Annotated in this window: 25 protein-coding genes; 17 read left to right on the top strand and 8 right to left on the bottom strand. The window is 54.5% G+C overall.

What is annotated here, in order from left to right; genetic code table 11:
• Positions 1–164 precede the first annotated feature (164 nt).
• A complete protein-coding gene (metH, locus tag EAW52_RS09690; RefSeq protein ID WP_122042256.1) occupies positions 165–3875 on the top strand; it encodes a methionine synthase in 3711 nt (1236 codons plus the stop codon).
• 70 nt (positions 3876–3945) lie between these two features.
• Positions 3946–4269 (top strand): DUF5629 family protein, encoded by a 324-nt coding sequence (locus EAW52_RS09685; protein ID WP_122042255.1) that lies wholly within the window; start codon positions 3946–3948, stop codon positions 4267–4269.
• 9 nt (positions 4270–4278) lie between these two features.
• On the opposite strand, the gene EAW52_RS09680 is transcribed toward EAW52_RS09685, so the two are convergent.
• Positions 4279–5235, bottom strand: coding sequence for an integron integrase (locus EAW52_RS09680; protein ID WP_122042254.1), 957 nt, complete (start codon positions 5233–5235; stop codon positions 4279–4281).
• Positions 5236–5705: 470 nt separating this feature from the next.
• Between EAW52_RS09680 and EAW52_RS25900 the strand changes: the two genes are divergently transcribed.
• Complete coding sequence (locus tag EAW52_RS25900; protein WP_162997614.1) at positions 5706–6035, top strand: hypothetical protein; 330 nt, start codon at positions 5706–5708, stop codon at positions 6033–6035.
• 560 nt (positions 6036–6595) lie between these two features.
• Here the strand turns inward: EAW52_RS25900 and EAW52_RS09670 are convergent.
• Positions 6596–7639 carry an IS110 family transposase gene (locus EAW52_RS09670; RefSeq protein WP_122042252.1) on the bottom strand — a complete coding sequence of 348 codons (1044 nt, stop codon included), beginning with the start codon at positions 7637–7639 and terminating at the stop codon, positions 6596–6598.
• 138 nt (positions 7640–7777) lie between these two features.
• Here EAW52_RS09670 and EAW52_RS09665 point away from each other — a divergent pair, with 138 nt between their 5' ends.
• Positions 7778–8182 (top strand): hypothetical protein, encoded by a 405-nt coding sequence (locus tag EAW52_RS09665; protein ID WP_122042251.1) that lies wholly within the window; start codon positions 7778–7780, stop codon positions 8180–8182.
• Between the two features lie 177 nt (positions 8183–8359).
• On the opposite strand, the gene EAW52_RS09660 is transcribed toward EAW52_RS09665, so the two are convergent.
• Complete coding sequence (locus tag EAW52_RS09660) at positions 8360–9103, bottom strand: class I SAM-dependent methyltransferase (RefSeq protein WP_122044761.1); 744 nt, start codon at positions 9101–9103, stop codon at positions 8360–8362.
• A 328-nt stretch (positions 9104–9431) separates the two neighbouring features.
• Here EAW52_RS09660 and EAW52_RS09655 point away from each other — a divergent pair, with 328 nt between their 5' ends.
• The 10 genes from EAW52_RS09655 to EAW52_RS09610 all read left to right on the top strand — a co-directional run bounded on the left by EAW52_RS09655 (position 9432) and on the right by EAW52_RS09610 (position 18077).
• Positions 9432–9926, top strand: coding sequence for a hypothetical protein (locus EAW52_RS09655; protein WP_122042250.1), 495 nt, complete (start codon positions 9432–9434; stop codon positions 9924–9926).
• Positions 9927–9938: 12 nt separating this feature from the next.
• The gene (locus EAW52_RS09650) at positions 9939–10409 is read left to right on the top strand and encodes an NUDIX hydrolase (protein ID WP_122042249.1); all 471 of its coding nucleotides are present in this window, start codon (positions 9939–9941) and stop codon (positions 10407–10409) included.
• Between the two features lie 213 nt (positions 10410–10622).
• Positions 10623–12041, top strand: a complete 1419-nt coding sequence (locus EAW52_RS09645) for a glycoside hydrolase family 28 protein (protein ID WP_256680818.1) — start codon at positions 10623–10625, stop codon at positions 12039–12041.
• Between the two features lie 90 nt (positions 12042–12131).
• On the top strand, positions 12132–12848 hold the full coding sequence (locus EAW52_RS09640) for an rRNA pseudouridine synthase (RefSeq protein ID WP_122042248.1): 717 nt from the start codon (positions 12132–12134) through the stop codon (positions 12846–12848).
• Positions 12849–12894: 46 nt separating this feature from the next.
• The gene (locus EAW52_RS09635; RefSeq protein ID WP_074824003.1) at positions 12895–13356 is read left to right on the top strand and encodes a DUF1456 family protein; all 462 of its coding nucleotides are present in this window, start codon (positions 12895–12897) and stop codon (positions 13354–13356) included.
• Positions 13357–13404: 48 nt separating this feature from the next.
• Complete coding sequence (locus EAW52_RS09630; protein ID WP_122042247.1) at positions 13405–14445, top strand: RNA methyltransferase; 1041 nt, start codon at positions 13405–13407, stop codon at positions 14443–14445.
• 491 nt (positions 14446–14936) lie between these two features.
• A complete protein-coding gene (locus tag EAW52_RS09625; RefSeq protein WP_122042246.1) occupies positions 14937–15200 on the top strand; it encodes a hypothetical protein in 264 nt (87 codons plus the stop codon).
• 127 nt (positions 15201–15327) lie between these two features.
• Positions 15328–15732: a 3-phosphoshikimate 1-carboxyvinyltransferase gene (locus tag EAW52_RS09620; protein WP_122042245.1), complete on the top strand. Its 405-nt coding sequence runs from the start codon at positions 15328–15330 to the stop codon at positions 15730–15732.
• 202 nt (positions 15733–15934) lie between these two features.
• Positions 15935–17593 (top strand): nitrite/sulfite reductase, encoded by a 1659-nt coding sequence (locus tag EAW52_RS09615; RefSeq protein ID WP_122042244.1) that lies wholly within the window; start codon positions 15935–15937, stop codon positions 17591–17593.
• A complete protein-coding gene (locus EAW52_RS09610; protein WP_122042243.1) occupies positions 17577–18077 on the top strand; it encodes a DUF934 domain-containing protein in 501 nt (166 codons plus the stop codon). The genes EAW52_RS09615 and EAW52_RS09610 overlap by 17 nt, the downstream gene beginning before the upstream one ends.
• A 45-nt stretch (positions 18078–18122) precedes the next feature.
• Here EAW52_RS09610 and EAW52_RS09605 read toward each other — a convergent pair whose 3' ends face one another.
• The gene (locus tag EAW52_RS09605; protein ID WP_122042242.1) at positions 18123–19115 is read right to left on the bottom strand and encodes a YhdH/YhfP family quinone oxidoreductase; all 993 of its coding nucleotides are present in this window, start codon (positions 19113–19115) and stop codon (positions 18123–18125) included.
• A gap of 38 nt (positions 19116–19153) precedes the next feature.
• Positions 19154–20179, bottom strand: a complete 1026-nt coding sequence (gene sohB / locus EAW52_RS09600) for a protease SohB (RefSeq protein WP_122042241.1) — start codon at positions 20177–20179, stop codon at positions 19154–19156.
• A gap of 244 nt (positions 20180–20423) precedes the next feature.
• On the opposite strand from sohB, the gene EAW52_RS09595 reads away from it, so the two are divergent.
• The 3 genes from EAW52_RS09595 to EAW52_RS09585 all read left to right on the top strand — a co-directional run bounded on the left by EAW52_RS09595 (position 20424) and on the right by EAW52_RS09585 (position 22412).
• On the top strand, positions 20424–20735 hold the full coding sequence (locus EAW52_RS09595) for an SCP2 sterol-binding domain-containing protein (RefSeq protein ID WP_122042240.1): 312 nt from the start codon (positions 20424–20426) through the stop codon (positions 20733–20735).
• A gap of 50 nt (positions 20736–20785) precedes the next feature.
• Entirely contained in the window at positions 20786–21550 is a 765-nt protein-coding gene (locus EAW52_RS09590; RefSeq protein ID WP_122042239.1) for an SDR family oxidoreductase, read from the top strand.
• Between the two features lie 82 nt (positions 21551–21632).
• On the top strand, positions 21633–22412 hold the full coding sequence (locus EAW52_RS09585; protein ID WP_122042238.1) for a TSUP family transporter: 780 nt from the start codon (positions 21633–21635) through the stop codon (positions 22410–22412).
• Here the strand turns inward: EAW52_RS09585 and nudC are convergent.
• The 3 genes from nudC to EAW52_RS09570 are packed head-to-tail and all read right to left on the bottom strand — an operon-like array spanning position 22380 to position 25744.
• Positions 22380–23210 (bottom strand): NAD(+) diphosphatase, encoded by an 831-nt coding sequence (gene nudC, locus EAW52_RS09580; protein ID WP_122042237.1) that lies wholly within the window; start codon positions 23208–23210, stop codon positions 22380–22382. The genes EAW52_RS09585 and nudC overlap by 33 nt on opposite strands.
• On the bottom strand, positions 23207–24895 hold the full coding sequence (locus EAW52_RS09575; RefSeq protein ID WP_122042236.1) for a ferrous iron transporter B: 1689 nt from the start codon (positions 24893–24895) through the stop codon (positions 23207–23209). The genes nudC and EAW52_RS09575 overlap by 4 nt, the downstream gene beginning before the upstream one ends.
• 36 nt (positions 24896–24931) lie before the next feature.
• A complete protein-coding gene (locus EAW52_RS09570; RefSeq protein WP_122044759.1) occupies positions 24932–25744 on the bottom strand; it encodes a crotonase/enoyl-CoA hydratase family protein in 813 nt (270 codons plus the stop codon).
• Positions 25745–25929 lie beyond the last annotated feature (185 nt).

Raw genomic sequence — 25929 nt, 5'->3', positions numbered from 1 at the left:
ATCACAAACCAGTAGCGGGGTCGCAGTCACAATCGATACTCGTTAAAAATGGAAGCGTTACTACTTGAAGATAGCTCATATATCAGATGACTAAAGCAGTCTTCGTGCCATCTGACAGCTTTGCTATCATCCCTTTTTTGTCGCTGTAATCTGGATACCTGCCCATGATCGATCGCGCCGCACGCTTCTCCGCCCTGCAAACCGCACTCAAGGAGCGCATCCTTATTCTGGACGGCGGTATGGGTACAATGATCCAGAGCTACAGACTGGAAGAGGCCGATTACCGGGGCGAACGCTTCGCTGACTGGCCCAGTGATGTCAAAGGCAACAACGATCTCCTGCTTCTGACTCGCCCTGATGTTATTCAGGCGATCGAAAAAGCTTATCTGGATGCAGGCGCCGATATCCTTGAGACCAATACATTCAACGCTACGCGCGTTTCCCAAGCCGACTACGGTATGGAAGCGCTGGTGTATGAGCTGAACGTGGAAGGTGCACGGCTGGCGCGTCAAGTTGCTGACACAAAGACAGCCGAAACGCCAGATAAACCACGGTTTGTTGCAGGCGTCCTTGGTCCAACCAGCCGCACCTGCTCCATCTCGCCAGACGTGAACAATCCCGGCTACCGGAATGTGACATTCGATGAGCTGGTGGAAAATTACACTGAGGCCACGCGCGGTCTGATCGAAGGTGGCGCGGACCTGATTCTGATCGAAACGATCTTCGACACCTTGAACGCCAAGGCAGCGATCTTTGCAGTACAGGCCGTATTCGAGGAAGTCGGCTTTGAATTGCCGATCATGATCTCCGGTACGATCACCGATGCCTCCGGTCGCACCTTGTCCGGCCAGACCACTGAGGCCTTCTGGAACTCGGTCCGCCATGCCAAGCCCATCTCGGTCGGCCTCAACTGCGCGCTGGGTGCAAAAGAGCTGCGCCCCTATATAGAAGAATTGTCCGCCAAGGCCGAAACCCACGTTTCAGCCCACCCGAACGCTGGCTTGCCTAACGCCTTTGGCGAGTACGACGAAACGCCTGCACAAATGGCTGAGGTGGTTGAAGAGTTCGCGGCCAGTGGCTTTTTGAATATCGTAGGCGGTTGCTGCGGCACCACGCCCGGCCATATCCAGGCGATTGCCGAGGCGGTAGCCAAATACCCACCGCGCGCCCTACCAGAGATCCCGCGTGCTTGCCGCCTGTCCGGCCTTGAGCCATTCACCATTGATCGCACGTCCCTCTTCGTAAACGTAGGCGAGCGAACCAACATTACCGGTTCCGCCAAGTTTGCCCGTCTGATTCGCGAAGAGAACTATGCCGAGGCACTGGACGTAGCCCGCCAACAGGTAGAGGCCGGCGCCCAGGTCATCGATATCAACATGGACGAAGGCATGTTGGACTCGAAAGCGGCCATGGTCACTTTCCTGAACCTGATTGCCTCTGAACCGGACATCTCCCGTGTGCCGATCATGATTGACTCCTCCAAGTGGGATGTCATCGAGGCCGGTCTTAAGTGCATCCAGGGCAAGGGCATCGTCAACTCCATCTCCATGAAGGAAGGGGTCGACGCATTCATCCACCACGCCAAGCTTTGCAAGCGCTACGGTGCGGCGGTGGTCGTCATGGCCTTCGATGAAGCGGGCCAGGCCGATACCGAAGCGCGCAAGAATGAAATCTGCGCCCGTTCCTATGACATTCTGGTCAATCAGGTAGGCTTCCCGCCGGAAGACATCATTTTCGACCCGAACATCTTTGCGGTCGCAACCGGCATCGAAGAGCACAACAACTACGCGGTGGATTTCATCAACGCGTGTGCCTTCATCCGGGACAACCTGCCCTACGCCCTCTCCTCCGGCGGCGTCTCTAACGTGTCCTTCTCGTTCCGCGGCAACAACCCGGTGCGTGAGGCCATCCACTCTGTCTTTCTGTATTACGCCATCAAGAACGGCCTGACGATGGGTATCGTTAACGCCGGTCAGCTGGAAATCTATGACGAGATTCCCAAGGAACTGCGTGATCGAGTCGAAGACGTTGTGCTTAACCGCACCCCCAATGGCACCGAAGCGCTACTAGCCATTGCCGACAAGTACAAGGGTGACGGCTCAGTCAAGGAAGTCGAAACAGAAGAATGGCGCAGCTACCCAGTAGACAAGCGTCTTGAGCATGCACTGGTCAAAGGCATCACGACCTTTATCGTCGAAGATACTGAAGAAGCCCGCCAGCAATGTGCCCGCCCTATCGAGGTTATCGAAGGCCCGTTGATGTCCGGCATGAACGTCGTTGGTGACCTGTTCGGCTCCGGCAAAATGTTCCTGCCTCAGGTAGTCAAGTCCGCTCGCGTGATGAAGCAGGCTGTGGCTCATTTGATTCCCTTCATCGAAGCGGAAAAAGGTGACAAGCCCGAGGCCAAGGGCAAGATCCTCATGGCGACAGTAAAAGGCGACGTTCACGACATTGGCAAGAACATTGTGGGCGTGGTGCTGGGCTGTAACGGCTACGACATTGTTGACCTGGGCGTGATGGTGCCGGCAGAAAAAATCCTGCAAACCGCCATCGAGCAGAAGTGCGACATCATTGGCCTCTCCGGACTGATTACGCCATCGCTGGACGAAATGGTCCACGTCGCCAAGGAAATGCAGCGTCAAGGCTTCAAACTGCCACTCATGATTGGCGGTGCCACGACCTCCAAGGCGCACACGGCCGTCAAGATCGAGCCGCAGTACAGCAACGACGCGGTGGTCTATGTAACCGACGCCTCCCGCGCCGTAGGTGTCGCCACCCAACTGCTCTCTAAGGAACTCAAGGCAGGCTTCGTCGAGAAAACCCGTACCGAATACGCTGAAGTGCGTGAACGCACGGCCAACCGCAGCGCACGTATTGAGCGCCTGAGTTATGAGAAGGCCGTCGCCAACAAGCCGCAGTTCAACTGGCTTGGCTATCAGGCACCCAAACCCAGCTTTACTGGGGTCAAAGTGTTGGATGATATCGACTTGTCCGTACTGGCCGAATATATCGACTGGACGCCCTTCTTTATTTCCTGGGACTTGGCAGGTAAATACCCCCGCATCCTGACCGACGAAGTAGTGGGCGAAGCCGCCACTGCCCTGTTCAACGACGCCCAGGCAATGCTGAAAAAGCTGATCGACGAAAAGCTCATCAAGGCGCGTGCCGTGTTCGGCTTCTGGCCGGCCAATCAGATACGTAATGATGACCTAGAGGTCTACAGCGACTCCGGTGAAACTCTGGCAACGCTGCATCACCTGCGCCAGCAGACTATCAAGCCGGACGGCAAGCCCAACTTCTCCCTGGCCGACTTCGTAGCGCCCAAGGAAAGCGGCGTAACCGACTACATGGGCGGCTTTATTACCACCGCCGGTATCGGCGCAGAAGAATTGGCAAAGAGCTACGAAGCCAAGGGTGACGATTACAACGCCATCATGGTCAAGGCACTGGCCGACCGTTTGGCCGAAGCCTGCGCTGAGTGGCTGCACGAACGCGTACGTAAGGAGTATTGGGGTTACGCACGTGATGAGCAACTTTCCAATGAGGAACTCATCAAGGAACGCTATAAAGGCATCCGCCCTGCTCCCGGCTACCCGGCTTGCCCGGACCACACCGAAAAAGCCACGCTCTTCGCCCTGCTCGACCCAGAAGCACAGTTCAACCAGGCGGGCCGCAGCGGTGTATTCCTGACCGAACACTACGCCATGTTCCCCGCCGCAGCTGTGAGCGGCTGGTACTTCGCCCATCCGGAAGCGCAATACTTTGCCGTTGGCAAGATCGACAAGGATCAGGTGGAAAGCTACACGCAGCGTAAAGGCCAGGATCTCGCCGTCACCGAACGTTGGCTAGCCCCCAACCTGGGCTACGATAATTAACTAACCTGTAGGGTGGGTTACGCCGCTGGCTGGCCCACCTCTTCCCTCTCCAGATTCTACGTACCTGCCCATGACCACCGAAACGCCCTACCTGCTCGACCAACTCGAACTCGCCGACATGCTCGAAATCGACGGGCTCCATGCGGCCAGCTTTACCTTGAACGATGATCTTCTCGACCAGGCCGATGCTGCCGCCGAAGCCGGTGAGTCTTTTGAAAGCGAAGAGATCGTCCTGACCATCGAAGCGCTGGACGGACGCGAGCGCAAGCGCTGGCAGTTCAGCTACAACAGCGTAATGGAGGCCGAGCACAACACGACGACAAACAGCTGGCTGATCGAGGGCCATCGTCTCGTCTGTTTTGAAGCCATTGGTGCCGACTCGGAAGACGAGTAAAAAAGCCGCTTAAACCCGATCCAATGGACTCAAGACGGCCAGCCCACCGCGATTAAGCACGTGGGTATAAATCATGGTGGTTTTTACATCGGTGTGGCCCAGCAGCTCCTGCACTGTCCGAATATCTTGGCCTTTCTCCAGCAGATGCGTGGCAAAGCTGTGGCGCAACGTATGGGGCGTAGCCAGCTTAACCACCTGAACAGCGCGTTTGAAGCCACGCTGAAGCCTCTGCTCATTGAAGTGATGACGCCTGACGGCACCACTGCGGGGATCAACCGATAAGCCAGAAGCTGGAAACACGTATTGCCAGCCCCACTCCCAAGGTGCTCTAGGGTATTTGCGCGCCAGGGCATCGGGCAGATACACATCACCGCGCCCTTGTGCCACCTCATGCTGATGAAGATGTTTCACATGAGAAAGTTGCGCCTTGAGCGGCTCAATCAAGCGCAGGGGTAACACCGTAACCCTGTCCTTCTGGCCTTTTCCGTCACGAATAAGGATTTCTCGCCGACCAAAGTCGATATCTTTAACGCGCAGCCTGACAGCCTCCATCAACCGCATCCCTGTGCCGTACAGCAAGCTTGAAATAAGCCACGGCTCGTCCTTCAGATTCGCCAGAATCTTCTGCACTTCCTCTATGGATAACACTACAGGTAAACGACTTGGCTTTTTAGCGCGCACATCTTCACCCAGCCAGGGCAAGTCCTGCCGTAATACTTCCTTATAAAGAAACAGAAGCGCAGCCAGCGCCTGATTCTGGGTCGACGCAGCCACATCTTTATTGACAGCCAGATGAGATAAAAAAGACTCAACCTCCGGTGCTCCCATTTCGACCGGATGTCGATAACCATGAAAACGAATGAATCGCTTGACCCACTCGCAATAGACGCGCTCCGTTCGGATCGAGTAATGTTTGAGCCTGATTTGCTCTCGCACTTGATTCAGCAGTCGTGGCTTCCCTTCCATGACGTATAACTCCTTTATACCGTCAGTGCTCCTCGGAAACGTCCACCCTAGACAGGAAGAATGAAGATGACAAGGAAGGTTATCCGTCAAACGCGTCCAGCGTGTTATCCGTCACATGACGTCTAATAATAGTTAGGAACCACAATGGTAATTCCGCTAATCCTCACCGGCCTATTCTTAATGGTTGCAATGCAAATCGCTATATTTTTTATCGCAATCGTTAGGTCGCCTGGGAGTGCAGTTTTATGCTTAATAGTTCCATTGTTTGTATATGTATATGCTAGGAAAGAACCTCGTGCAAAACCATTCCTTTGGGTGTGGTATACGGGGATAGTTCTTTTAACTGCTGGAGTTATAGCCTCAAGTTGAGCTGCGTGTTGTGGCCCCTAACAAGTCGCTCAAATCATTTGCTCCGCTCATTGGGACAGGCTAAAGCCTGCCCCTTAGCTTAATCGTTAGGTATTAGCTTTATGACTGGCGCATCAAAAATTGAAGGCAGCAGATTAATGGTTCTACGCATGGCAGGAGTCGCCATGATTGTTGCCTGCGTTAACTATGCATATATTGGATACATCACTGGAATGATCGAAGTTGGGACAAGGCGTCATTCGTTATTAATGGCAGGTGAAAACCTCTGGCTTGGCTATCTTTTTTTATTATCATCTGCAGTAATATCAACATTTTTATTATTTACAAATAAAAGTCAAACTAAGGAATTTAATACTCTTGCAAAAATATTTGGTGGTGCATGGCTCGTAATACTAGGTGCCTGCATATTGACTAACATAAGGGCAAGCTAACGCCCACCCCTTAACCAGACGTTAGTCCCTGCACTTCACATGACACGCACGTCAAAATCTGAAAAGACAATTGCCGCCGAGCACGAACGCTTTCGGGAACAGTGCCGAAGGCGTATCAAGCCCTCACTTCATCTGTGTGCGGTTTTAACCGTCATTGCGGGACTTGCCGTCTGGCATAACACGGCATATTGGCCCGCGGCACTTGCGTTAATCGGCTTTCCGTCGCTGTTCACGGCAATGGAGATCTGGGGCTACCGCAGGCACAGTAAAGCTTTGCGGGCGCTGCGGGGCAGTGCCTAACAATTCGTATATGGACTCTCCCCACAAGCAGTGAGGATAGCTTTTTCGATCCTGTCGTCAGCGCGGTTGCATTCGTATATCCGGCCTTTACTGGGCACTGCCCTGGCCATTCTGTAGTTCGCGCAGCAGGGGCCAAGCGTTCAAGCGACCACAAAGATCATCATTGTTATCGGCCTTGCTCTGCTGCAGGACTCGCCTGTTCCGACAGTCTCGCTTCTCACCACAACCACTAGAAACTCACTTCATTGTTAGCCTCGCCGTCAGGCAGGCTTTGTGCTTTGCCAGTTACCGCTGAACCGTCGCTCATGGCACCACACCGCCCAGCAGATCCTTACCAGCTTGTTGGCTAATGCCACGGCGGCCTTGTTATGGCCGATGCGTTCAGCGGTGTCCAAGGCCCAACGCTGCAGATGAGTCAGCCGCTCAGGTGTTCGCGCCTTGCAGCGTTTAGCTGCCAATAATGCGGCTCGCGCACCATGAATCAGCAAAGTGCGGACGTAGACGTTGCCTTTGCAACTGATCCGTCCAAGCTTGCGACGTTCCCCACTGCTGTATTCGTTCGGCGTCATGCCCAGCCAGGCGCTGAGGTGTCGGCCGCTGGCGAAACGTTCAGGCTTGCCAACGGCGGTCTTCAATGCACTGGCTGTCAGCAGGCCAATGCCACTGACTTCGTCGAGCTTATGGACTATTTCGTCATCGGCATGCCAGCGTGCCAGTTGCTCCTCGCACTCGCGCATCGACTGTTCATAGAGGTTGACTTCAGCCAGCACTACTTGCAGCGCACCGCGCAAGGCGCGCACTTCGGCCCGCTCGATCAGCTCGCACGCCTGGCGCAGAAAGGGCTTGATGCCATTCGGTGCGTCAACCCCTGCTTCACGCAGGATGCCGCGCAACAGGTTGATGCGTTGAACACGGGATTTCTTCCAACCCTCGCGCAGCTTGTGGAGTTGCTGCACCTGCTGTTGCTGCATACTCTTGACCGGAACCGGGCGGATTTCCTGGCAGCGCGCTGCTTCCAGAATGGCGTCACAGTCGTTGCGGTCTGTCTTGTTGCGTCGCCGATACGGGCGCACGTAACGAGGGTGTAAGAGCACGACACGATGCCCTTTCTCCTGCATCAACCGGCCCCAATGGTGAGCGGTGCCACAGGCTTCCATCACCCACTCGACAGGCTCGAGCTGCTCCTGTACATATTGCGCAAATGCCCTGGAGTCGAGCCGCTTGCGCCGATCCACCCGACCGACCTGAACACTCTCGGCAACCTGGTAAACGGACTTGGCCAAATCAACCGCTATGCGTTTCATTGCACCTCTCCCAGCGAACAGTCACCACTGTGTTATAGAAGAAATGTGGTGCAGGGAGAGTCCATTACAGCCTTCAAACCGTTCGCTTCGCTCGCTGGGACGGGCTAAAGCCCGCCCCTTAACCAAATGTTAGGTAACATGAATAATAATCTCGCCCGTTTGATTTCCGACTACCAAGCCAGTGTTCGTATAGCTGTGCAGCTCATGCAGAAATCTGGCATCCAGTTGCCCCCAACAAACACAGACTGGACTGCTGCGGATATTTCCCAACGCGGGGAGCTATTGGGCGGTATCACCTACTTCAAACATGGCTACGGCTGTGCGGTTAAACTACCTGCAGGCACAGTAGACTTTGACTTCGGGGAGCACGGTGAGATTGATGGCTTCGACGCTTGGCGGCTCATTGGCTTTGCTGGCTTAAGATTGTCCGAGTATGGTTTTGCTACTGAAGACTCGCTCAATGAGTGTTTTAAAGCAGAGGTGGAAGCGGGCTCGCTGGTGTACTCGGGATACATCCTCTACTACATCGCGGATGCCACCTAACAAGCGGTTGAAACCGTTCGCTTCGCTCACTGCGCGAGCTAAAGCCTACTTCTTAGTTAGTCAGACTTGACTGAAGCCAGCATCTGACCGCTAACGCTGAGCAAAAGCATAGGCTTTTGTACTATCTCAACCACACAACAATTCCCTGTCATAAATGGCCGCTATCTCTATACATCGTTAAGTCTTTACACAAACAAAAATCGCATTCCCAGAAGCCCCATCCCAAGGAATGATCTTCTCATAATCATGTTCCAGAACATGAACTTCAAAGTACGGCTGCAATAGCGTCTGTAACTCGTCAAAACTTACAGCCACCATAGGGTGTTCGTCGTGCCATACCTGGCGCTCATCTGCTGTCGTTTTCTCAATGCGAAGTTTTAGCGACTGTCGCTCGCCCTGCCCGCCATAATTCCAGCACGAACTGAAGTTGAATAAACCGTCAGGGTGATTGGCGGTATGCGATACAAATGAGTTGTTGTCGATAGTGTTCTTGTCGACTGCGTTGAAGCAGAAGATGCCATGATTGGCCAGTGCGCCATATACGCTGGCGATACAGGCCCTCAGCCTTTCAACACTTGCGCTGTAATGAATGGAATACAAAAAGCAGGTAATGAGATCGACCGGCTCTTCTACCGTGAAGCTGCACATGTCCTGCAAGGAAAACAGAGCTTCCGGGCAGCGAATGGATGCTCTATCCAGCATGGGTTGGTTGATGTCGAGCCCCGCGCTTTGATAGCCAGCATCAATAAAATGCCGAACATGAGGCCCTGTTCCGCAGGCAAGGTCGAGGTGCCTGCTTCCGCCATTTCCGAATAACTGATGCAGCCGATGAACGCAGTGGCTTTGCGCCTGATAGTTGATATCGGCGCACATGAGATCGTAGTAACCCGACAGATCGGTATAGAGGGCGTTGCCGGGCATGATGACCTGATTTGAGTACAGCGTTGAGGGGCGCGCATCATATCCGAAGCGGGTCATCGTAAGAATGGGCGCTGTGGAAGTAAATCGGCCTCTACGGGCCTATTGTGCGCGATAGCGAGCTTGACTCGCATCGCTTGGAGCGCTCAGAGCAGCATGCTAGATGCCTTGCTGGCTTAACGTTTAAAGAATCTGTCATCCACGCCCTATACCGTAACCTTGGTAAGCAGCGCGTCTCCAGATCGTGTTCAGGCAAGAAGTGTTGAAGCCCTCTCCTTCACTCAAGCTTTATATCACCCAGGAAACGCTCCGCCTCAACAGGAGAGCCAAGATGACAAGGAGCGCTGATGCCCCTTCGAAAGATCAGCTTATTCGTGACCTTACCAAGGCCCGTACCGGCCTGATCCACACCTATGTAATGCATGTTGTGTGGTTTGTGGTCATGTGTGTGTTCTTCACGTTGCAGTGGGAAAAGCACGGTATGCAGGCGTCAGTTCTGCTTACACTCGTCACGCTTCCACCTGTGCTGTTCTACACCGTGCGGGTTCACAAGCTCTGCCGCAGCATTGATCCCAAAGCGCGTACGGTCGGGCTGATGACCGCGTTGATCACAACGTTTGTGTTGAGCCCTTTTGAATCAGGATTGGTTCTTCCAGCCAAGAACCTGATGGCTGCAAACAAGATTCTCAAGGCTCATCAGCAGGTGACGACTCTGGCTTCTGTCGCCAAACAGCCAAACAGCCAAACAGCCAAACAGCCAAACAGCTGGGGCAAGCCTGAGCGGCCTACCTTTACCAGATACCATGCCCTGTTTTTTATCCGATAAAGGTGATGATTCATGATCTCTGTCGAAATTGACGGCTACCGCTTCCATGTACGTGCAGCGGCCGTTGTGGAACACGACAACCATATTCTGCTACACCGAGGCGTGAATGACTCATTCTGGGCATTACCTGGAGGGCGGGTTGAGCCAGGTGAAAACGCCCAGGCCACACTTGTTCGCGAAATGATGGAGGAGCTTGATGAGCCTATCGTCTGTGGCGAGCTACTATATTTGGTTGAAAATTTCTTTGATTATTTAAACAAGCCAAATCATGAAATCGGCTTGTACTTTCACGCTCAGCTTCATAGCCACTCTGCCCTTCTCGATAAGTCGCGTACCCATAACGGCACTGAGGCTGGAACATCATTAGAGTTTCGATGGTTTCCCAGGGCATCCCTTCGTGATGTAGACCTGCGCCCTGCCTTTTTGCGTGAGTCGCTTTCCTTACCGACGCTTAACTTTCAGCATGTTGTGCAGCGAGGTTAAAACCTGCTTGGCTATACCCTTTCTCCCCTGAGTAACGTGTACGGTTGGTCTTGCACTCATTTGGCTTGCACGTTAAGCCGTGCCACCCTATTTCACTACCTACCTTAGTAGCCTTATAGGCTCGCGCCGCTTCGATTGCGTCTATAGTGGAAGAGCCGCGTATCGTGGCATCACCTGAAGCAAACAACTCGAATAAGGAATTGCTGAGTGAGCATGTTTAGTCGACGTCGTATTCTGGCGTCCATGGCAGGAGGGGCTGCGGGCCTTGCGCTAATCAATCTTCAAGGGTGCTCGTCGTTCGGGTCAGGCGGTTCTGGCCAGACCAACGATTGGGCCATGGCCGATGCGATCCGCCGCAAGACCACCGTCCCCCGCTTTCCAAACGTAGACTTCGATATCCGCCGCTATGGCGCGGTAGGCGATGGTCGTACCGATAACTCCAAGGCTTTTGCCGCCGCTATTCAGGCCTGCTCCGCTGCTGGCGGTGGTCGGGTACTGGTAACCGGTGGCGATTACCTGACCGGCCCCATCCACCTCAAGTCCAACATCAACCTGCATATCGAAGAAGGCGCAAAGATTCGCTTCATTACCGATCCCAAGGCTTATCTACCTGCGGTATTCACCCGCTGGGAAGGCATGGAGCTGATGGGTTATTCGCCGCTGATCTACGCGTACCGCCAGAAGAACATTGCCATTACCGGCAAGGGCGAACTGGACGGCCAGGCGGACCGCACTACGTGGTGGCCCTGGAAAGGCAACAAGGAGTGGGGTGTAGAAGGTTATCCTTCTCAGGATGCCGGTCGCGAAGCGTTGATGAAGGATGTGGAGGCTGGCGTACCGCCAGAGCAACGGCTATATGCCGAAGGCTACTATTTCCGCCCACCTTTCGTGCAGCCTTACCTATGCGAGAACGTGCTGATCGAGGATGTGCGCATCGTACGGGCACCCTTCTGGCTCTTGAATCCAGTGCTGTGCGAAAACGTGACCGTGCGCGGCGTGCACCTGGAAAGCCTGGGCCCGAACTCGGACGGCTGCGACCCTGAGTCCTGCCGCAACGTAGTGATCGAGAATTGCTTCTTCAATACCGGTGACGACTGCATTGCCATCAAGTCCGGACGTAATGCGGATGGGCGCCGGATCAATCGACCTGCCGAGAACATTGTCATCGCCAACTGCAAGATGGAGGCAGGCCATGGCGGTGTCGTGATTGGCAGCGAGATCTCGGGCGGCGCACGAAACATCTTTGTCGAGCATTGCAGCATGAGCAGCCCTGATCTGGAGCGCGGTATCCGCTTCAAGACTAACTCCATACGCGGCGGCGTAATCGAACATATTCGCTATCGGGATATCACCATTGGTGAGGTCCAGAATGCGATCGTCATAGACTTCCACTACGAGGAAGGCGATACCGGGAAGTTCGACCCAACGGTGCGCGATATCGAGATTCGCAACCTCGTCTGCCAGCGTGCCGATCAGGTATTCCAGGTTCGCGGCTTCGAACGGGCACCTATAAAAGACCTACGACTGGTGGATGTTCATTTCCAAAAGGCAGGTGGCATTGGTGTGCTTGAGCACGTGGAGGGTCTGACTGCACAGAACGTCACCATCAACGGGCAACCGTTTACCAGATAGCGGCATAAGATCAGGGCGGGTCGGATAAGTCCCGCCCTTTTCGTGCATCCCAGGTAAACTAGTCTTCTTTTCTGACGTTTGCCTCTCCTCATGACTGACTCCATTCGCCTTTCTAAACGCCTCATTGAACTGCTGGGCTGCTCGCGCCGTGAGGCTGAGCTGTATATCGAAGGGGGTTGGGTAACGGTCGATGGCAATGTTATCGACGAGCCGCAATTTCAGGTTCACGCCGAAACGGTGGCATTGCTACCAGGCGCTTCGGCTACCCCGCTGGAGCCGGTAACGTTTCTGGTCTATCAGCCCGCTGGCATCACCTCACTGCCAGACGCTGACAAGCATCTGCTTAGCCGTGAAACGCACTGGGCGGAAGACCCAAGCGAGCGGCCGGTACTCAAGGGGCATTTTGCTCGCTTAAAGCCAGGGCTGGCATTGCAACCCGGCGCGGAAGGGTTGGCGGTTTATAGCCAGGACTGGCGGACGCTGCGCAAACTGACTGAGGATGCAGCCAAGCTTGAACAGGAATATGTCGTTGAAGTCAGCGGTGAGATAGTGCAGAACGGGCTGGAACGCCTCAAACGCGGTCATACCCATAAAGGCCAGACACTTCCTGCCTGCAAGGTCAGCTGGCAGAACGAGACACGCTTGCGTTTCGCCATGAAGAATCCCGCACCTGGAATCATTCAGCGCCTTTGTGAAAGCGTTGGGCTAAAGGTAGTCAGCATGAAGCGTCTGAGAATAGGCGGCGTTTCGATGGGCAAGCTCCCCTTGGGGCAGTGGCGCTACCTTTCACTTCAGGAACGCTTCTAACCGCGCTGCTCTTTACGTCTTTCACGCTTACCCAAGGATCACCCGCATGCTCAATAACGATGTATTACGCAGCGTTCGCTACATGTTGGATATCAATGACCGGAAGGTTGCCGATATCTTTAAACTGGCTGGCAAAACGGTCAGCTCAGATGACATTACCGCCTTTCTCAAACGAGATGATGAGGCCGGGTTCGAGCTGTGCCCGGATGAGTTGATGGCCAGCTTTCTGGATGGTCTGGTCTTCCACCTACGCGGCAAGGACGAGAGCCGCCCCGCCCCTCCGCTTGAGCTGCCGGTTACGAACAACCTGGTGATGAAAAAGCTACGCGTGGCCTTTGAGCTCCGGGAAGAAGACATTTTGCAGATTTTGCAATCCGTAGACTTCACTATCACCAAGCCAGAGCTCAACGCGGTGTTTCGCAAGTTTGGACACAGCAACTACCGCACCTGTGGCGATCAGTTATTACGAAATTTCCTGAAGGGCCTGACGTTACGCGTGCGAGGCTGACCTACCCGTAGCAACCGTATTCCGCCTTATGAATCAGTAGTCTATTTCATGCGCATCCACGACGTTCAAAACCGCCTTGCCGACCTCGGCGCCAAACCCATGCACATCGGACGCGTCAGTCGCGCCTGGCTGAAAGGCCTGCCACTCGACACCGGGACACGGCATCAGCAAACGGAAAACTTTCTGCCGCTGACCGTTCGTGAAGGGCTACCTGAGCTTGCCCGCACACTCGACGGGCTTGCTCGATTGAAATCAGAGCACCCTGCTGCCGATGGCTCAGCGCGCCTGCTGGTAGAGCTGACCGACGGACAGATGGTGGAAAGCGTACTGTTGCCTCGGGATGGTCTGTGCGTCTCTACACAAGTGGGGTGTGCAGTGGGCTGTGTATTCTGCATGACGGGCAAGAGTGGTTTGCTGCGCCAGGTGGGTAGCGCTGAAATTGTGGCTCAGGTGGCGCTGGCTCGTCGTTTCCGGTCGGTCAAGAAAGTGGTCTTCATGGGGATGGGCGAGCCGGCCCATAATCTGGACAACGTACTGGAAGCGATCGATCTGCTCGGCACAGAGGGCGGCATCGGCCACAAGAACCTGGTGTTTTCAACCGTGGGGGACATGCGCGTATTTGAGCGTCTGCCTCAGCAAACCGTCCGTCCAGCCCTGGCGCTCTCGCTTCACACGACCCGTGCCGACCTGAGACAACAGCTGCTGCCTAAGGCCCCCCGGATAGATCCGGAAGAACTGGTCGAACTTGGCGAAGCCTATGCTCGTCAGACGGGTTATCCCATCCAGTATCAGTGGACGCTCCTGGCCGATATCAATGATAGCCAGGACGAACTGGACGGTATCCTGCGCCTGCTCAAGGGCAAGTATGCCGTTATGAACATGATTCCCTACAACAGTCTGGAGAGTGATGATTACCAGCGACCACGCGGTGAGCGTATCGTTGAGATCGTCCGCTATCTCCACAGCCGTGGTGTATTGACCAAAGTCCGTAATTCAGCCGGCCAGGATATCGAGGGTGGTTGCGGGCAACTTAGAGCGCGCGCCGTGCAGACCGTTGACAGCAAGCGGCTGATCAAGCGGGTCCGCTAAGCGCCACCCCGCCCTGGCGGCACTACCGTACCGCTTTACACATGGACATCTTTTTGCCTGAGGCCTGCTCACTGTAGACAGGCTCGCAGCAATAAGGATGTCCATGAAACTCTCCCCATACGATCATTACCTCTTCTGCGTCCATGCCGTTATGGTTGCCACTACAAGCAGGTCGAGCGCGAGAAGATCTACCTTTCCAATGATGACGAAGCTACCTGCTTCGATCTGATCGGCGCAAAGAGGTGCCTAGTCTCCAGCTCAACGATGGCAGCCGCATGGATGAGCGTCTTGATAATGCCTGAAAGCTGGATGAGCTGGGCAACCTAGAGCGTGTCATACGCACCGGAGCCGATATCAGTGCCACTCTTGAATGCATCGACAGCATACGTCTCGCCATTAATGGCCTGCTGGTTCCGCGCAGTGTTGCGATTAGCCCGCCGGAATTCGTAACCCAATCGGGGCGCGATTATTTTTAGCTGCGCAAGGAAGCGATGATTGAGCGCTTATTTGAGCAAGACCTTGAGGAAATACCCCTCCGCAAGCAAAGCGCAGAAAAAATGCTTGTAGAGCTAAAGGTTTTGCCCATACCGGCAGATAATGGTAACACCCTTAGCTGGGACGACGTACTGATCTATCCAACGCTGCGCAACCTGACGATGGTCAAGGGCTTGGCTATGCCACCCCATGTAAGCCACTACGTTGAGTTCGTAGCCGCACTTACCGGCACGTACACCTACTACGACAGAGCCTCGTAAGCAGTCGTTTAAGGCAAAGCGTTTCATCTGCCGGTGCGAAGCGATAGGTTTGTACACGACCTGTGCAGGAAGGAAACCTGTTAGCTCAAAGGCCTCTGCCCTGGCAGACGCAAAAAGGATCTGTACGATGCCGGATATCGATATCCATCAAGACCCCTTCGTTCAAGGCCTGAAGGAGCGCTTGCCCAGCGACCTGAAAGAGTCGTTCACCGAGGAGCAGCTCCAGGCGCTCAAGGTTGCGTTTGGCGCCCGCCAATGGGGAAAGCATGCGGTTGACCTTCGCGCCACGTTCAAACTGTGGCGCTGGCGGTACTACTGTGTGTTCCTGGTTGGCCGCAACCGCCGTGATCTGTCCCGGCGCCAGCATGAATTGTCCCAAATGGCTAAAGCCTTTGTGATTGCTATCTTCTTGCTGTTTAGCCTCGCTGTCGGCTTGGTCATTCTTTATCTAATCAAATCCGCCCTGAACATCGATATCTTTCCTGATTTCTCATTCGGGGTATGGACCTGGTTCAAGAGCCAGTTCAACTAGCCTATCGTTTGTTAAAAAGCAGCATCCCAATAGTACTGGGATGCTGCCTTGCCATGCCTGCTTGAATCACCCCTTATCGCCCAAATCGATTTTTATATAAAAAAACATCACTTTTAAGCATATACGGGTGCTGTTATCGTGGGCATATCTGATAAGAACGCGCAGTCGTGCGCGCACAGCCTTAGCCTGAGCAGGATTTTTAATGTACGTATACGACGAATACGACCAGAGGATCGTCGAGGAACGCGTCAAGCAGTTCCGCGATCAGACCCGCCGTTATCTGGCTGGTGAGCTTTCAGGCGAAGAGTATCGCCCACTCCGCCTGCAGAACGGCCTGTATATCCAGCGTTACGCCCCTATGTTGCGTATCGCAGTACCGTATGGCCTGCTCAACACCAAGCAAGTACGTAAACTGGCGCAGATCGCCCGCGACTACGACAAAGGGTATGCCCATGTCAGTACGCGCCAGAACTTTCAGTTCAACTGGCCTGAGCTTGAAGAGATCCCGGATATTCTGGCCGAGCTGGCTACGGTGCAGATGCATGCCATCCAGACCAGTGGCAACTGTATTCGTAACACAACAACCGACCAGTTCGCCGGTGTAGCGGCGGACGAGCTAGTCGACCCGCGTCCCTGGTGCGAGATCATCCGCCAGTGGTCGACCTTCCATCCCGAATTTGCCCACCTGCCACGCAAGTTCAAGATTGCCGTGAACGGCGCCAAGATGGACCGTGCCGCCATCGAGGTTCATGACATTGGTCTTGAGGCAGTCAAGAACGAAGCGGGCGAGCTTGGCTTCCGCGTGTTGGTAGGTGGCGGACAAGGCCGTACACCTTACGTAGGTGCGTTCATCAAGAACTTCCTGCCATGGCAGCATCTACTGACCTATCTGGAAGCGATCCTGCGCGTCTATAACCGTTATGGTCGTCGGGATAACAAGTTCAAGGCACGCATCAAGATCCTGGTGAAGGCGCTGGGTGAAGAAGCTTTTGCCGAAAAGGTCGAAGCGGAATGGGCGCATCTTAAAGACGGCCCTAGCACCCTGATCGAAGCAGAAGTCGAGCGCGTGTCCAAGTTCTTTGTTGATCCGGCTTATGAAGCGCTCGAAAACCAAAGCGAGGCCTTGACTAAGCTGGACGCCGAGAATCCGGGCTTTGCCCGCTGGAGAAGCCGCAACACCTTCCCGCACAAGAAGCCGGGCTACGTAGCGGTAACGCTATCCCTCAAGCCCACCGGCACAGCGCCTGGCGATATCACTGATAAGCAGCTCGACACCGCTGCCGATCTGGCGGACCGCTACAGCTTTGGCGAGCTTCGTACGTCCCACACGCAAAACATCATCCTGGCAGATGTCCGTCAGGATCAGTTGTTCACGCTGTGGAACGAACTGCGCGAGAATGGTTTTGCGACACCAAATGTGGGCCTTTTAACGGATATGATCTGCTGCCCAGGCGGCGATTTCTGTTCCCTGGCGAATGCCAAGTCCATTCCGGTGGCCGAGTCGATCCAGCGCCGCTTCGATGATCTGGACTATCTGTTCGACATCGGTGATATCGACCTGAACATCTCCGGCTGCATGAACGCCTGCGGGCATCACCATGTAGGCCATATCGGTATTCTGGGCGTAGACAAGAAAGGCGAAGAGTTCTACCAGGTGTCGCTCGGCGGCTATGCCGGTCGTGACGCCAGCCTGGCAAAGATCCTGGGCCCCTCCTTTGCTCAGGACGAAATGCCGGATGTAATCGAGAAGATCATCAATGTCTACGTCGATCAGCGCACCGAAGATGAGCGTTTTATCGATACCTACCGCCGTATTGGCATCGACCCCTTCAAGGAGCGCGTCTATGCAAAGAATCATTAAGGGACGTGAGGTCGTTACCGATAACTGGCACCTGCTGCCAAAGGAAACCACCTTTGAGGAAATTCCCAACAGCGATAACGTCATCATCCCCGCTGCGCTCTGGCTTGAGCATGGTCATGCCTTGACGACACGCGATGGTGGGCTGGGCGTTTGGCTGGACAGTGATGAAGAGCCGGAAAGCATTGCTGACTCCCTGGAGCATTTTCAGGTAATCGCCATTAATTTTCCGGCCTTTACTGACGGTCGCGGCTTCAGCTACGCGCGCTTGCTGCGGGAGCGGTTTGGTTACAAGGGAGAGCTTCGCGCCATTGGCGATGTGCTCCAGGACCAGCTCTTTTTCATGCAGCGTTGTGGCTTTGATGCCTATGTGATCCGTGCAGATCGTGATCCAGAAGCAGCCCTGGCAGGCCTGGACGATTTCACGGTTGCCTACCAGAGCAGTGTAGATCAGCCCCAACCGCTTTTCCGGCGACGCTTGGCCTGATGAAAAAAGCCCCGTATTAGCGGGGCTTTTTTATAGGCTATGCATTCATTGAAGATTGACGAGTGCCCGTCCGATCATTTTACCTGCCAACATCTGATTGATAGTGCTTGGCAGATCATCAAGCGGTACTTCTCGTGTGATTTCATCCAGCCCCTCCAGCCTCCACTCTGCCGAAAGCTTTTCCCACATGGCTGCTTTTACAGATAGGGGCAACTCTACCGAGTCTACACCCAGTAGATTGACACCACGCAGAATGAACGGAAAGACCGATGCCTTGAAACCACTGCCAGCCGTCAGGCCGCAGCTGGCAACGCTTGCGCCATAGCTCAGGGACTTCACGATATTGAACAGGATGTCACCGCCCACGGTGTCCACCGCGCCGGCCCATTGTTCTTTTAAAAGCGGCTTTTCGATACCATCCAATACCGTGGCACGATCCAGGATCTGTTGTGCGCCAAGGTGATGGAGAAACTCGGCCTGCTCCAGCTTGCCTGTGGAAGCCGCTACTCGATAGCCCAGCTTGCTCAACAACTTGATGGCAAGGCTTCCAACACCACCACAAGCACCCGTTACCAGAACAGTACCCGCTTCCGGTACCAGGCCTGCATGCTCAAGCTTGTCGATACACAACCCAGCCGTCAGGCCTGCTGTACCCAGCGTCATGGCCTCACGTAGCGACAAAGCCTCAGGCCGCTTGATCACCCAGGCAGCAGGAACACGAATGTATTGCCCGAAACCTCCCGGCGTATCCATGCCAAGGTCATACCCCGTCACGATGACCTCGTCGCCTTCTTTAAACTCATCCGACTGAGATTCGACCACGATACCGGCCGCGTCGATACCAGGGGTATGAGGATAACGTCGTGTAACACCGCGATTACCAATCGCCGACAGGGCATCCTTGTAATTGAGCGAGGAATAACAGACCTTGATCAGCACCTCGCCAGCGGGCAGTTCATCGATACGGCGCTGGATGACCTCTTGCTGGAATGCCCCATGAGGGCCTTCCGTAATCCAGAGCGCCTTGAAAGTATCCATCTACCTTCTCCTAATCGTGATGCCTGAAAACCTGGGCATTATTGCCAGGGGCGATGCTGAGTGAATCTACCCCACCATGTCGTAACCAGTCGGTCGACAGTGGCGCTAGCAAACAGACCTACGCGCTCAGGCAATGTCTTTCTTTCAATAAAGCGAACCTGGAAAAGCTCTGCCACTTTGGCTCGCTCGCACAGGTACTCGTCACTGGTCTTGAGTTCATCAACCAGACGTTTACCCAATGCCGACTCACCGAGCCATACTTCTCCTGTGGCCACCTCATCCATGATCAGTTGCGGGCGATACCGATTCACGAAGTTTTTGAAGAGTTCATGGGTTTTCTCCAGGTCTTCCTGGAATTTCTCGCGCCCTTTTTCCGTATTTTCACCGAATACCGTCAAGGTGCGCTTGTATTCGCCAGCCGTAAGAACCTCATAATCGACATCGTGCTTTTTCAGCAGCTTGTGAACGTTGGGTAGCTGGGCAACAACACCGATCGAGCCCAGAATGGCAAATGGCGCACTCAGGATGCGATCACCGATACAGGCCATCATGTATCCGCCGCTGGCAGCAACTTTGTCGACACAGATCGTCAATGGAACACCTGCCTGACGGATGCGTGCCAGTTGCGAGGCTGCCAGCCCATAGCCATGCACCATGCCTCCACCGCTCTCTAAGCGAACGACCACTTCATCCTTGGAAGTTGCCATCGTTAATACGGCCGTCACCTCATGGCGCAGTTGCTCAGTGGCAGACGCTTTGATGTCGCCATCGAAATTCAGCACATAGACGTGGCTCTTGGCAGCCCCTTTCTTGCGATTGGCCTTTTCTGCTTTCGCCTCCTCCTTGCGCATCGTCTTGAAGCGTTCCTTGTCAAGGACGCTCTGCTGCAAGCGGAGCCGTAGCGATTTGTAAAAATCATTCAGTTTCTGGACTTCAAGGTGTCCTCCCGTGGCACGCTTGCCTTTACTGCGTAGGGCAGCGATAAAAATCAGCACCGCCATGATGGCAATGACAACCGTAACGGTCTTAATTAGAAAACTGGCGTAATCCGCAAAAAAATCCACATGCTCTCCTTACTGTCGACAAGCCTTCAGCTCATCCACGACTCTTGATCCACTAAGCATACTCATGGCTACGCTTGCCAGCCAGCGGGACACCCAGGCAACTACAGCGCATTCAAACAACCGTATGATTTTCCATTGACAGCGAACACTAGCCACCCTACTCTCGATTCATTGCCGCTGATGAGCGGCTGGGCTAACCGCGGACGCGTCCGCATTCACGTACGACCCCCTAAGGATTCCGCATATGAGCAGTGCTGACATCATCAAAAACCTGAAAAGCAAGTTCAATCCTGATGCGGCCGCCGGCCTGGATCTCACTTATCAGTTTGACATCGAAGATGGTGAGAATTATCACCTGGTTGTGAAAGATCAGACTTGCGACGTCAAGGCAGGCAATGCTGACGAGCCGGATTGCACGCTCATCATGAATACCGACACGCTCAAAGGCATCGTTTCTGGCGAAACGGATGGCATGCAGGCCTTCATGGCTGGCAAGGTTCGCGCCGAAGGCAACATGATGCTGGCCATGAAGCTCAGCGAATTGTTCCCTAACTAAGCACGTGAAAGCCGGAGCATGCTCCGGCTTTTTTATAGCGGAGAAATGACATGAGCGTAGCGTTCGATCTTGCCGGCAAGACAGCATTTGTCTCTGGCGCAAGCCGCGGCATAGGTGCTGCTATCGCCCATTTGCTCGCTGCGCAGGGTGCTCATGTCATCGTATCCAGCCGCAAGGCCGACGGCTGCCAATTGGTTGCAGACGCGATTAACCAGACTGGCGGTCAGGCAACCGTCATGCCCTGCCATATCGGGGACCTTGATCAGATCAGGCAGACGTTTATCCACATCGGTGAGCGCTTTGGCTCTTTAGATATCCTGGTTAACAATGCCGCTATCAATCCGCAGTTCGGGCATATTCTCGACACGGACGCCGAGGCATTTCAAAAGACGGTTGATGTCAATATCCGCGGATATCTGTTCATGTCCATCGAGGCGGGCAAATTGATGCGCCAAGCCGGCACGGGCGGAAGCATTATTAACATAGCCTCGGTCAACGGCGTTTCGCCGGGCCTCATGCAGGGTGTTTACTCCATCACAAAGGCGGCGGTTATCAACCTCACCAAAGTCTTTGCCAAGGAATGCGCCAGTTTTGGCATCCGCTGCAACGCCTTGCTTCCCGGCCTTACCGATACACGCTTTGCATCAGCATTGGTCAATAATCCCTCCATCCTCAATCTGGCGCTTCAGCAGATCCCACTCAAGCGTGTCGCACAACCGGACGAGATGGCTGGCGCAGTGCTGTACCTTGCCAGTGATGCGTCAAGCTATACCACCGGTACGATCCTAAACGTCGACGGTGGCCTCTTGGCATAACCGCCTGGGCTTTCTAACACCTCCATTATTAGGCACTATACGGCCCGCCCCGCCGGGATGGCGGTCTTGTCGAGCTGTAGTTATGCCTTATGATTTTGCGCTTGAACCCATCACACTCATTATCCTCGCGGCCGTTGCCTTTCTTGCAGGCTTCATCGATGCCATTGCTGGCGGAGGCGGCCTGCTGACGGTTCCCGCCCTGCTCCTTGCTGGCGTACCTCCTCACTTGGTACTGGGTACGAACAAGCTGAGTTCGACCTTTGGCAGCGCAACGGCAGCCTATACGTTCTATCGCAAGAAACTGTTTACGCCCCTCAAATGGAAAAATGCCCTGAGCGCTACCGCACTGGGCGCAGCCGCAGGTGCAATCGGCGCACATTATCTTCCTGCACATTGGCTGGACCGGCTACTTCCGCTCGCCGTATTCGGATGCGGTATCTACCTGCTGTTTGGTCGGCTGCCTGAAGCTCCGCTGGATGCTGATGCTCAGATCCCTCGGAAGCGGCAATGGCCACAAGGGCTGGGACTGGGGTTTTACGATGGTTTGATCGGACCAGGCACGGGCGCTTTCTGGACGATCAGCACACTCATTCTTTACCGGATCGATCTCGTTAGGGCCAGCGGCGTAGCACGCACGATGAATTTTGTCAGCAATGGCGTAGCCCTGGCGGTGTTTATCTGCCTTGGCCAAGTGGTCTGGATGCTTGGACTGACCATGGGTATTTCGCTGATGTTTGGCGCCTACCTGGGCGCCCATACCGCCATAGCCGGAGGCGCAAAATTCATACGCCCCCTGTTTATTCTAGTCGTACTGGCACTGACGGCGCGTTTAGTCTGGCAACACTGGTTCGGGCATGCCTAGCCTGCGCGCGATATAAAGCTCTATGAGGAAACGGGCAATGGACTGTTTGGCTGGCAGCTGGGGCAGATTATCCAGCTTGAACCATTGGGCATCTTCGATTTCCTCCGGCTGGCAAACAATATCTCCGCCAGCATACTCGGCATGGAAGCCCAGCATTAATGAGTGAGGAAAGGGCCAGCTCTGACTTCCCAGGTAGTGCAGGTTCTTGACGTCGACGGCTACCTCTTCCTTGACCTCACGCGCCACGCACGCCTCGATGGTCTCACCTGGCTCTACAAACCCAGCCAAGGTACTGTAAACGCCCGGTGCGAAGCGCGGAGAGCGCGCCAGTAAGACTTCATCATCCCGAGTAATCAGCACAATGATACTGGGTGACAAGCGTGGATACTGGGTCAGGCCGCAAGCAGGACAATTAAGCCCACGCTGCCCTTTGATGATCACAGTAGGCGTGGCGCAGCGGCCACAGTAACGATGGTCGTTCGCCCAAGTGCCAATCTGTGCGGCATAACCCAACATCTTGAAGACGGCATGCTCGGCCTTGAGCATCAACGGACGAAGAGGCTGCCACTCATAACCTTCAAGTTCGGGAGCAGACACGACTTCATACAAGGCAACAGCCTGTCCATCGAAATAGCCCAAGCCGTAGATACCGGATGTTGTCAGCTCTTTTAAAAACGGAGAACTCTGAGAAAACAGAACATTGTCTTCTCGGGTCAGAAAACCCATCGGACTATGGACAATGATCAAACTATCAACACTGCCTGACAGGTCCAGGCAACCCGGCTCCCAATGACTCATGCTGCGGCAACAGGCCTCCACCCTAGGGCACTTACACTCTCGGTAGCCAGCTCGAGGATATCGGGCTGCCCAGAACGGGACGCCATTGCGCCGCTTTCAAGGAAGAACTCGATGCTGCTCAATGCATCCGCCAGTACTTCGAGTAGCGAAGCAGTCGGCATGTTCAAATTATTCACCATATGCGCCTGAATATACTGGGCGCAGATACCAGTCAGTTCCGCCGCACGGGTATGCTCCAGAAACAACAGAGCACCTCTCACGTTATGCAACGTTGCAGGGACATTGGCCAGGTGTATGGCTTCACCCCTGGCGTCCAGATACGCCGAAATGGATTGCTTGGCATTGGAAAGCCCCGTCTTGGCTTCAGCTAGTAATAGCATCTGAGCCTCGTTCAACAGGTGGTTGCCAAACGACTCGCCCTCCTGCCCCGGCGACGCGGGTACTGGGCAGGTTTCCTTGTCGGTTTCGTGCTCAAAACAGGAAACCAAGCTTTCCACATAAAGGATGGCATCGGCGAGATTATCGAGCTGTACCTGTTCTACCGCTCCGGCTTTGGCCCACTGATTCAGCACGGGCAAATGTGCTTGCAGGGCTTGACCCGCGGAAGGCTGTCCTACCATGATCAATGTCTTCGCCAGAATACCCAGCTGGATATAGAGTCGGGCATATGCATCAGGCTCAGCCACACGCCGCTCTACAAGATCCAGCAGTTCCTTAACGGTTGCCAACTCTTCATGAATCGCTTGCGAAAGCGATTGCATAACCGCCTGGCTTGGTCCTGTCAGCCTGCGATATTCTCTGTCGAGCATCGCGTCGGTATAGGGCAGCGTATCGATGGAGAACGCTTCTCGCAGCTCTTCAGCGCGGGCACCCGAGCTTTCCGACAAGGCGATAAGGTACAGGAGATCCTTCAGGATACTACGAGGCGGTTCGTACTCCGGTACCGTCAACAGCTGACGGAGCTCACGGTCAAGACGCGAAAACAGATGCTTCCGGGACCGGTGAAGTAGCAGGTCGCCCTCTCGAAAAGCTTCAATAGCAGCCGCACCGACCCAACACAGCCTTGCTCCCGCTTGATCACATAAAAGATGGTCGAGGCGCGTCAGTGCACGCTCCATCAAGTTGAGGCTCGCCTTGGGGTTCTGCTCCTTAAGCAGGCCCAGCAAGCCAATCTGATACATTTGCCGCATGCGACGCGCTAGACTGCGCTGCTCGTTGAGAGACAAGTCATCAGTACGTGAGACAGGGTTACGTGGCAGATCCAGCCGGACCGTGAAGAAATAGCATTCAGGTAACGCGGGTTGCCCCGTCACGCGACGCAACTCGTTAATAGCAGGCAGTAACAGCTCCGGCATTTCTTCATAACGGCTGCGGAACTGCTCAAGGTAACGACGCAATACATGCAGGGCGTGACAGAGCGCCATCAAATGGTCGTCACGCTCTGCGCCAGCACCTGCCGGAATGTCAGTCACCAGCTCAAATGTTTCGTGGGCGAGTAGCTCGGCTCCAGCCAGCTCAATAAGGGAAAGGGCACCGCGAATCTGATAAATGCACTCGACGGCACGCTGGAGCAGACTACTGCAGTGCCGCTCCATAATGAAACGCTCTAAATTCTGTTCAGCCTGATCGATGGTCGCGAACAATTCGTCGCGCACCAGACTCAGTGCTCTCGCTCCGGTAACCATACCGTCAAACGCCTCCTGCGCTACATCCGCTTGCCATCAGTCCGGAAACTCCGGAGTTTGCCTGCTCATTTGCGCCGCCAATGCGATACGCAAATCGGTTGATTGCAGCATTGCCGCATTCCATGTGGCGATGTAATCCAACCCCTCATTTACCCGATGATCACGCATATAACCGATCATCGTCTTAGTACCGCGTATAGCCAGCGGTGATTTGGCAGCGATGGTATGCGCCAATAAAAATACGTCTTCCATCATCTGCTCAGCCGTTGCATAGATACGGTTGACCAGCCCCATGGAATACGCTTCCTCACCACTGAAAGATCGCCCTGTGTAAGCCAGCTCTCGCAGCATGCCTTCACCGACCAGATGAGGCAGGCGTTGCAATGAGCCCAGGTCAGCCACCATGCCTAGATCAATTTCCTTCAAGGCAAATTGAGCTCCGGCTGTGGCATAACGCATGTCGCATGCGGCTATCAGGTCAACAGCCCCACCCAGGCAATATCCCTGGATAGCAGCCAGAACCGGCTTGCGACACTGATCGACTGCGTTCAAAGACGATTGAAGTTCAAGAATCTTGGAGCGTAATAACTCCGAATTGCGGCCTACGTCACGTCCAAGCTGACCGGCGGTCTCGCCAAGTAACGAAAGGTCTATACCGGAAGAAAAATGAGGACCTGCGCCTGACAGCACAACGGCCCGTACTGAACGCTCTTGATCAGCCCAGTGAAAGAGACTGCGTATCTCCTGCCAGAACTCAGCGTTCATGGCATTGATCTTTTCGGGTCGATTGATAATCACATGAGCGACCTTATCGACACGCTCAAGACGGAACGCGCTGAATTCTTCCATCTGCTCCTCTTCCAAGCTGGAACGATTCTCGAAAACGGGGTAGCGGACAATCAAAAGCCGCCTTGCCTTGATAGCGATATGCCGCTACTCATACTGCGACTTTAGTCACATCATAAAGCAATACGGTTCAGTTGATAATTCGAAATATTTGCACTGATGTGCCAAACAGGCGTTTCCGAGCGTCT

The sequence above is a fragment of the Pseudomonas sp. LTJR-52 genome (assembly GCF_003691465.1).
Classification (GTDB): Bacteria; Pseudomonadota; Gammaproteobacteria; order Pseudomonadales; family Pseudomonadaceae; genus Chryseomonas; species Chryseomonas luteola.
Note: the sequence above shows the minus strand (reverse complement) of the source record. Positions and strands in the feature narration are given on the sequence as shown.

Coding starts and splice junctions, on each gene's coding strand:
- metH (WP_122042256.1), top strand. CDS start 165: ATGATCGATCGCGCCGCACGCTTCTCCGCCCTGCAAACCGCACTCAAG.
- EAW52_RS09685 (WP_122042255.1), top strand. CDS start 3,946: ATGACCACCGAAACGCCCTACCTGCTCGACCAACTCGAACTCGCCGAC.
- EAW52_RS09680 (WP_122042254.1), bottom strand. CDS start 5,235: ATGGAAGGGAAGCCACGACTGCTGAATCAAGTGCGAGAGCAAATCAGG.
- EAW52_RS25900 (WP_162997614.1), top strand. CDS start 5,706: ATGACTGGCGCATCAAAAATTGAAGGCAGCAGATTAATGGTTCTACGC.
- EAW52_RS09670 (WP_122042252.1), bottom strand. CDS start 7,639: ATGAAACGCATAGCGGTTGATTTGGCCAAGTCCGTTTACCAGGTTGCC.
- EAW52_RS09665 (WP_122042251.1), top strand. CDS start 7,778: ATGAATAATAATCTCGCCCGTTTGATTTCCGACTACCAAGCCAGTGTT.
- EAW52_RS09660 (WP_122044761.1), bottom strand. CDS start 9,103: ATGCCCGGCAACGCCCTCTATACCGATCTGTCGGGTTACTACGATCTC.
- EAW52_RS09655 (WP_122042250.1), top strand. CDS start 9,432: ATGACAAGGAGCGCTGATGCCCCTTCGAAAGATCAGCTTATTCGTGAC.
- EAW52_RS09650 (WP_122042249.1), top strand. CDS start 9,939: ATGATCTCTGTCGAAATTGACGGCTACCGCTTCCATGTACGTGCAGCG.
- EAW52_RS09645 (WP_256680818.1), top strand. CDS start 10,623: ATGTTTAGTCGACGTCGTATTCTGGCGTCCATGGCAGGAGGGGCTGCG.
- EAW52_RS09640 (WP_122042248.1), top strand. CDS start 12,132: ATGACTGACTCCATTCGCCTTTCTAAACGCCTCATTGAACTGCTGGGC.
- EAW52_RS09635 (WP_074824003.1), top strand. CDS start 12,895: ATGCTCAATAACGATGTATTACGCAGCGTTCGCTACATGTTGGATATC.
- EAW52_RS09630 (WP_122042247.1), top strand. CDS start 13,405: ATGCGCATCCACGACGTTCAAAACCGCCTTGCCGACCTCGGCGCCAAA.
- EAW52_RS09625 (WP_122042246.1), top strand. CDS start 14,937: ATGATTGAGCGCTTATTTGAGCAAGACCTTGAGGAAATACCCCTCCGC.
- EAW52_RS09620 (WP_122042245.1), top strand. CDS start 15,328: ATGCCGGATATCGATATCCATCAAGACCCCTTCGTTCAAGGCCTGAAG.
- EAW52_RS09615 (WP_122042244.1), top strand. CDS start 15,935: ATGTACGTATACGACGAATACGACCAGAGGATCGTCGAGGAACGCGTC.
- EAW52_RS09610 (WP_122042243.1), top strand. CDS start 17,577: ATGCAAAGAATCATTAAGGGACGTGAGGTCGTTACCGATAACTGGCAC.
- EAW52_RS09605 (WP_122042242.1), bottom strand. CDS start 19,115: ATGGATACTTTCAAGGCGCTCTGGATTACGGAAGGCCCTCATGGGGCA.
- EAW52_RS09595 (WP_122042240.1), top strand. CDS start 20,424: ATGAGCAGTGCTGACATCATCAAAAACCTGAAAAGCAAGTTCAATCCT.
- EAW52_RS09590 (WP_122042239.1), top strand. CDS start 20,786: ATGAGCGTAGCGTTCGATCTTGCCGGCAAGACAGCATTTGTCTCTGGC.
- EAW52_RS09585 (WP_122042238.1), top strand. CDS start 21,633: ATGCCTTATGATTTTGCGCTTGAACCCATCACACTCATTATCCTCGCG.
- nudC (WP_122042237.1), bottom strand. CDS start 23,210: ATGAGTCATTGGGAGCCGGGTTGCCTGGACCTGTCAGGCAGTGTTGAT.
- EAW52_RS09575 (WP_122042236.1), bottom strand. CDS start 24,895: ATGGTTACCGGAGCGAGAGCACTGAGTCTGGTGCGCGACGAATTGTTC.
- EAW52_RS09570 (WP_122044759.1), bottom strand. CDS start 25,744: ATGGAAGAATTCAGCGCGTTCCGTCTTGAGCGTGTCGATAAGGTCGCT.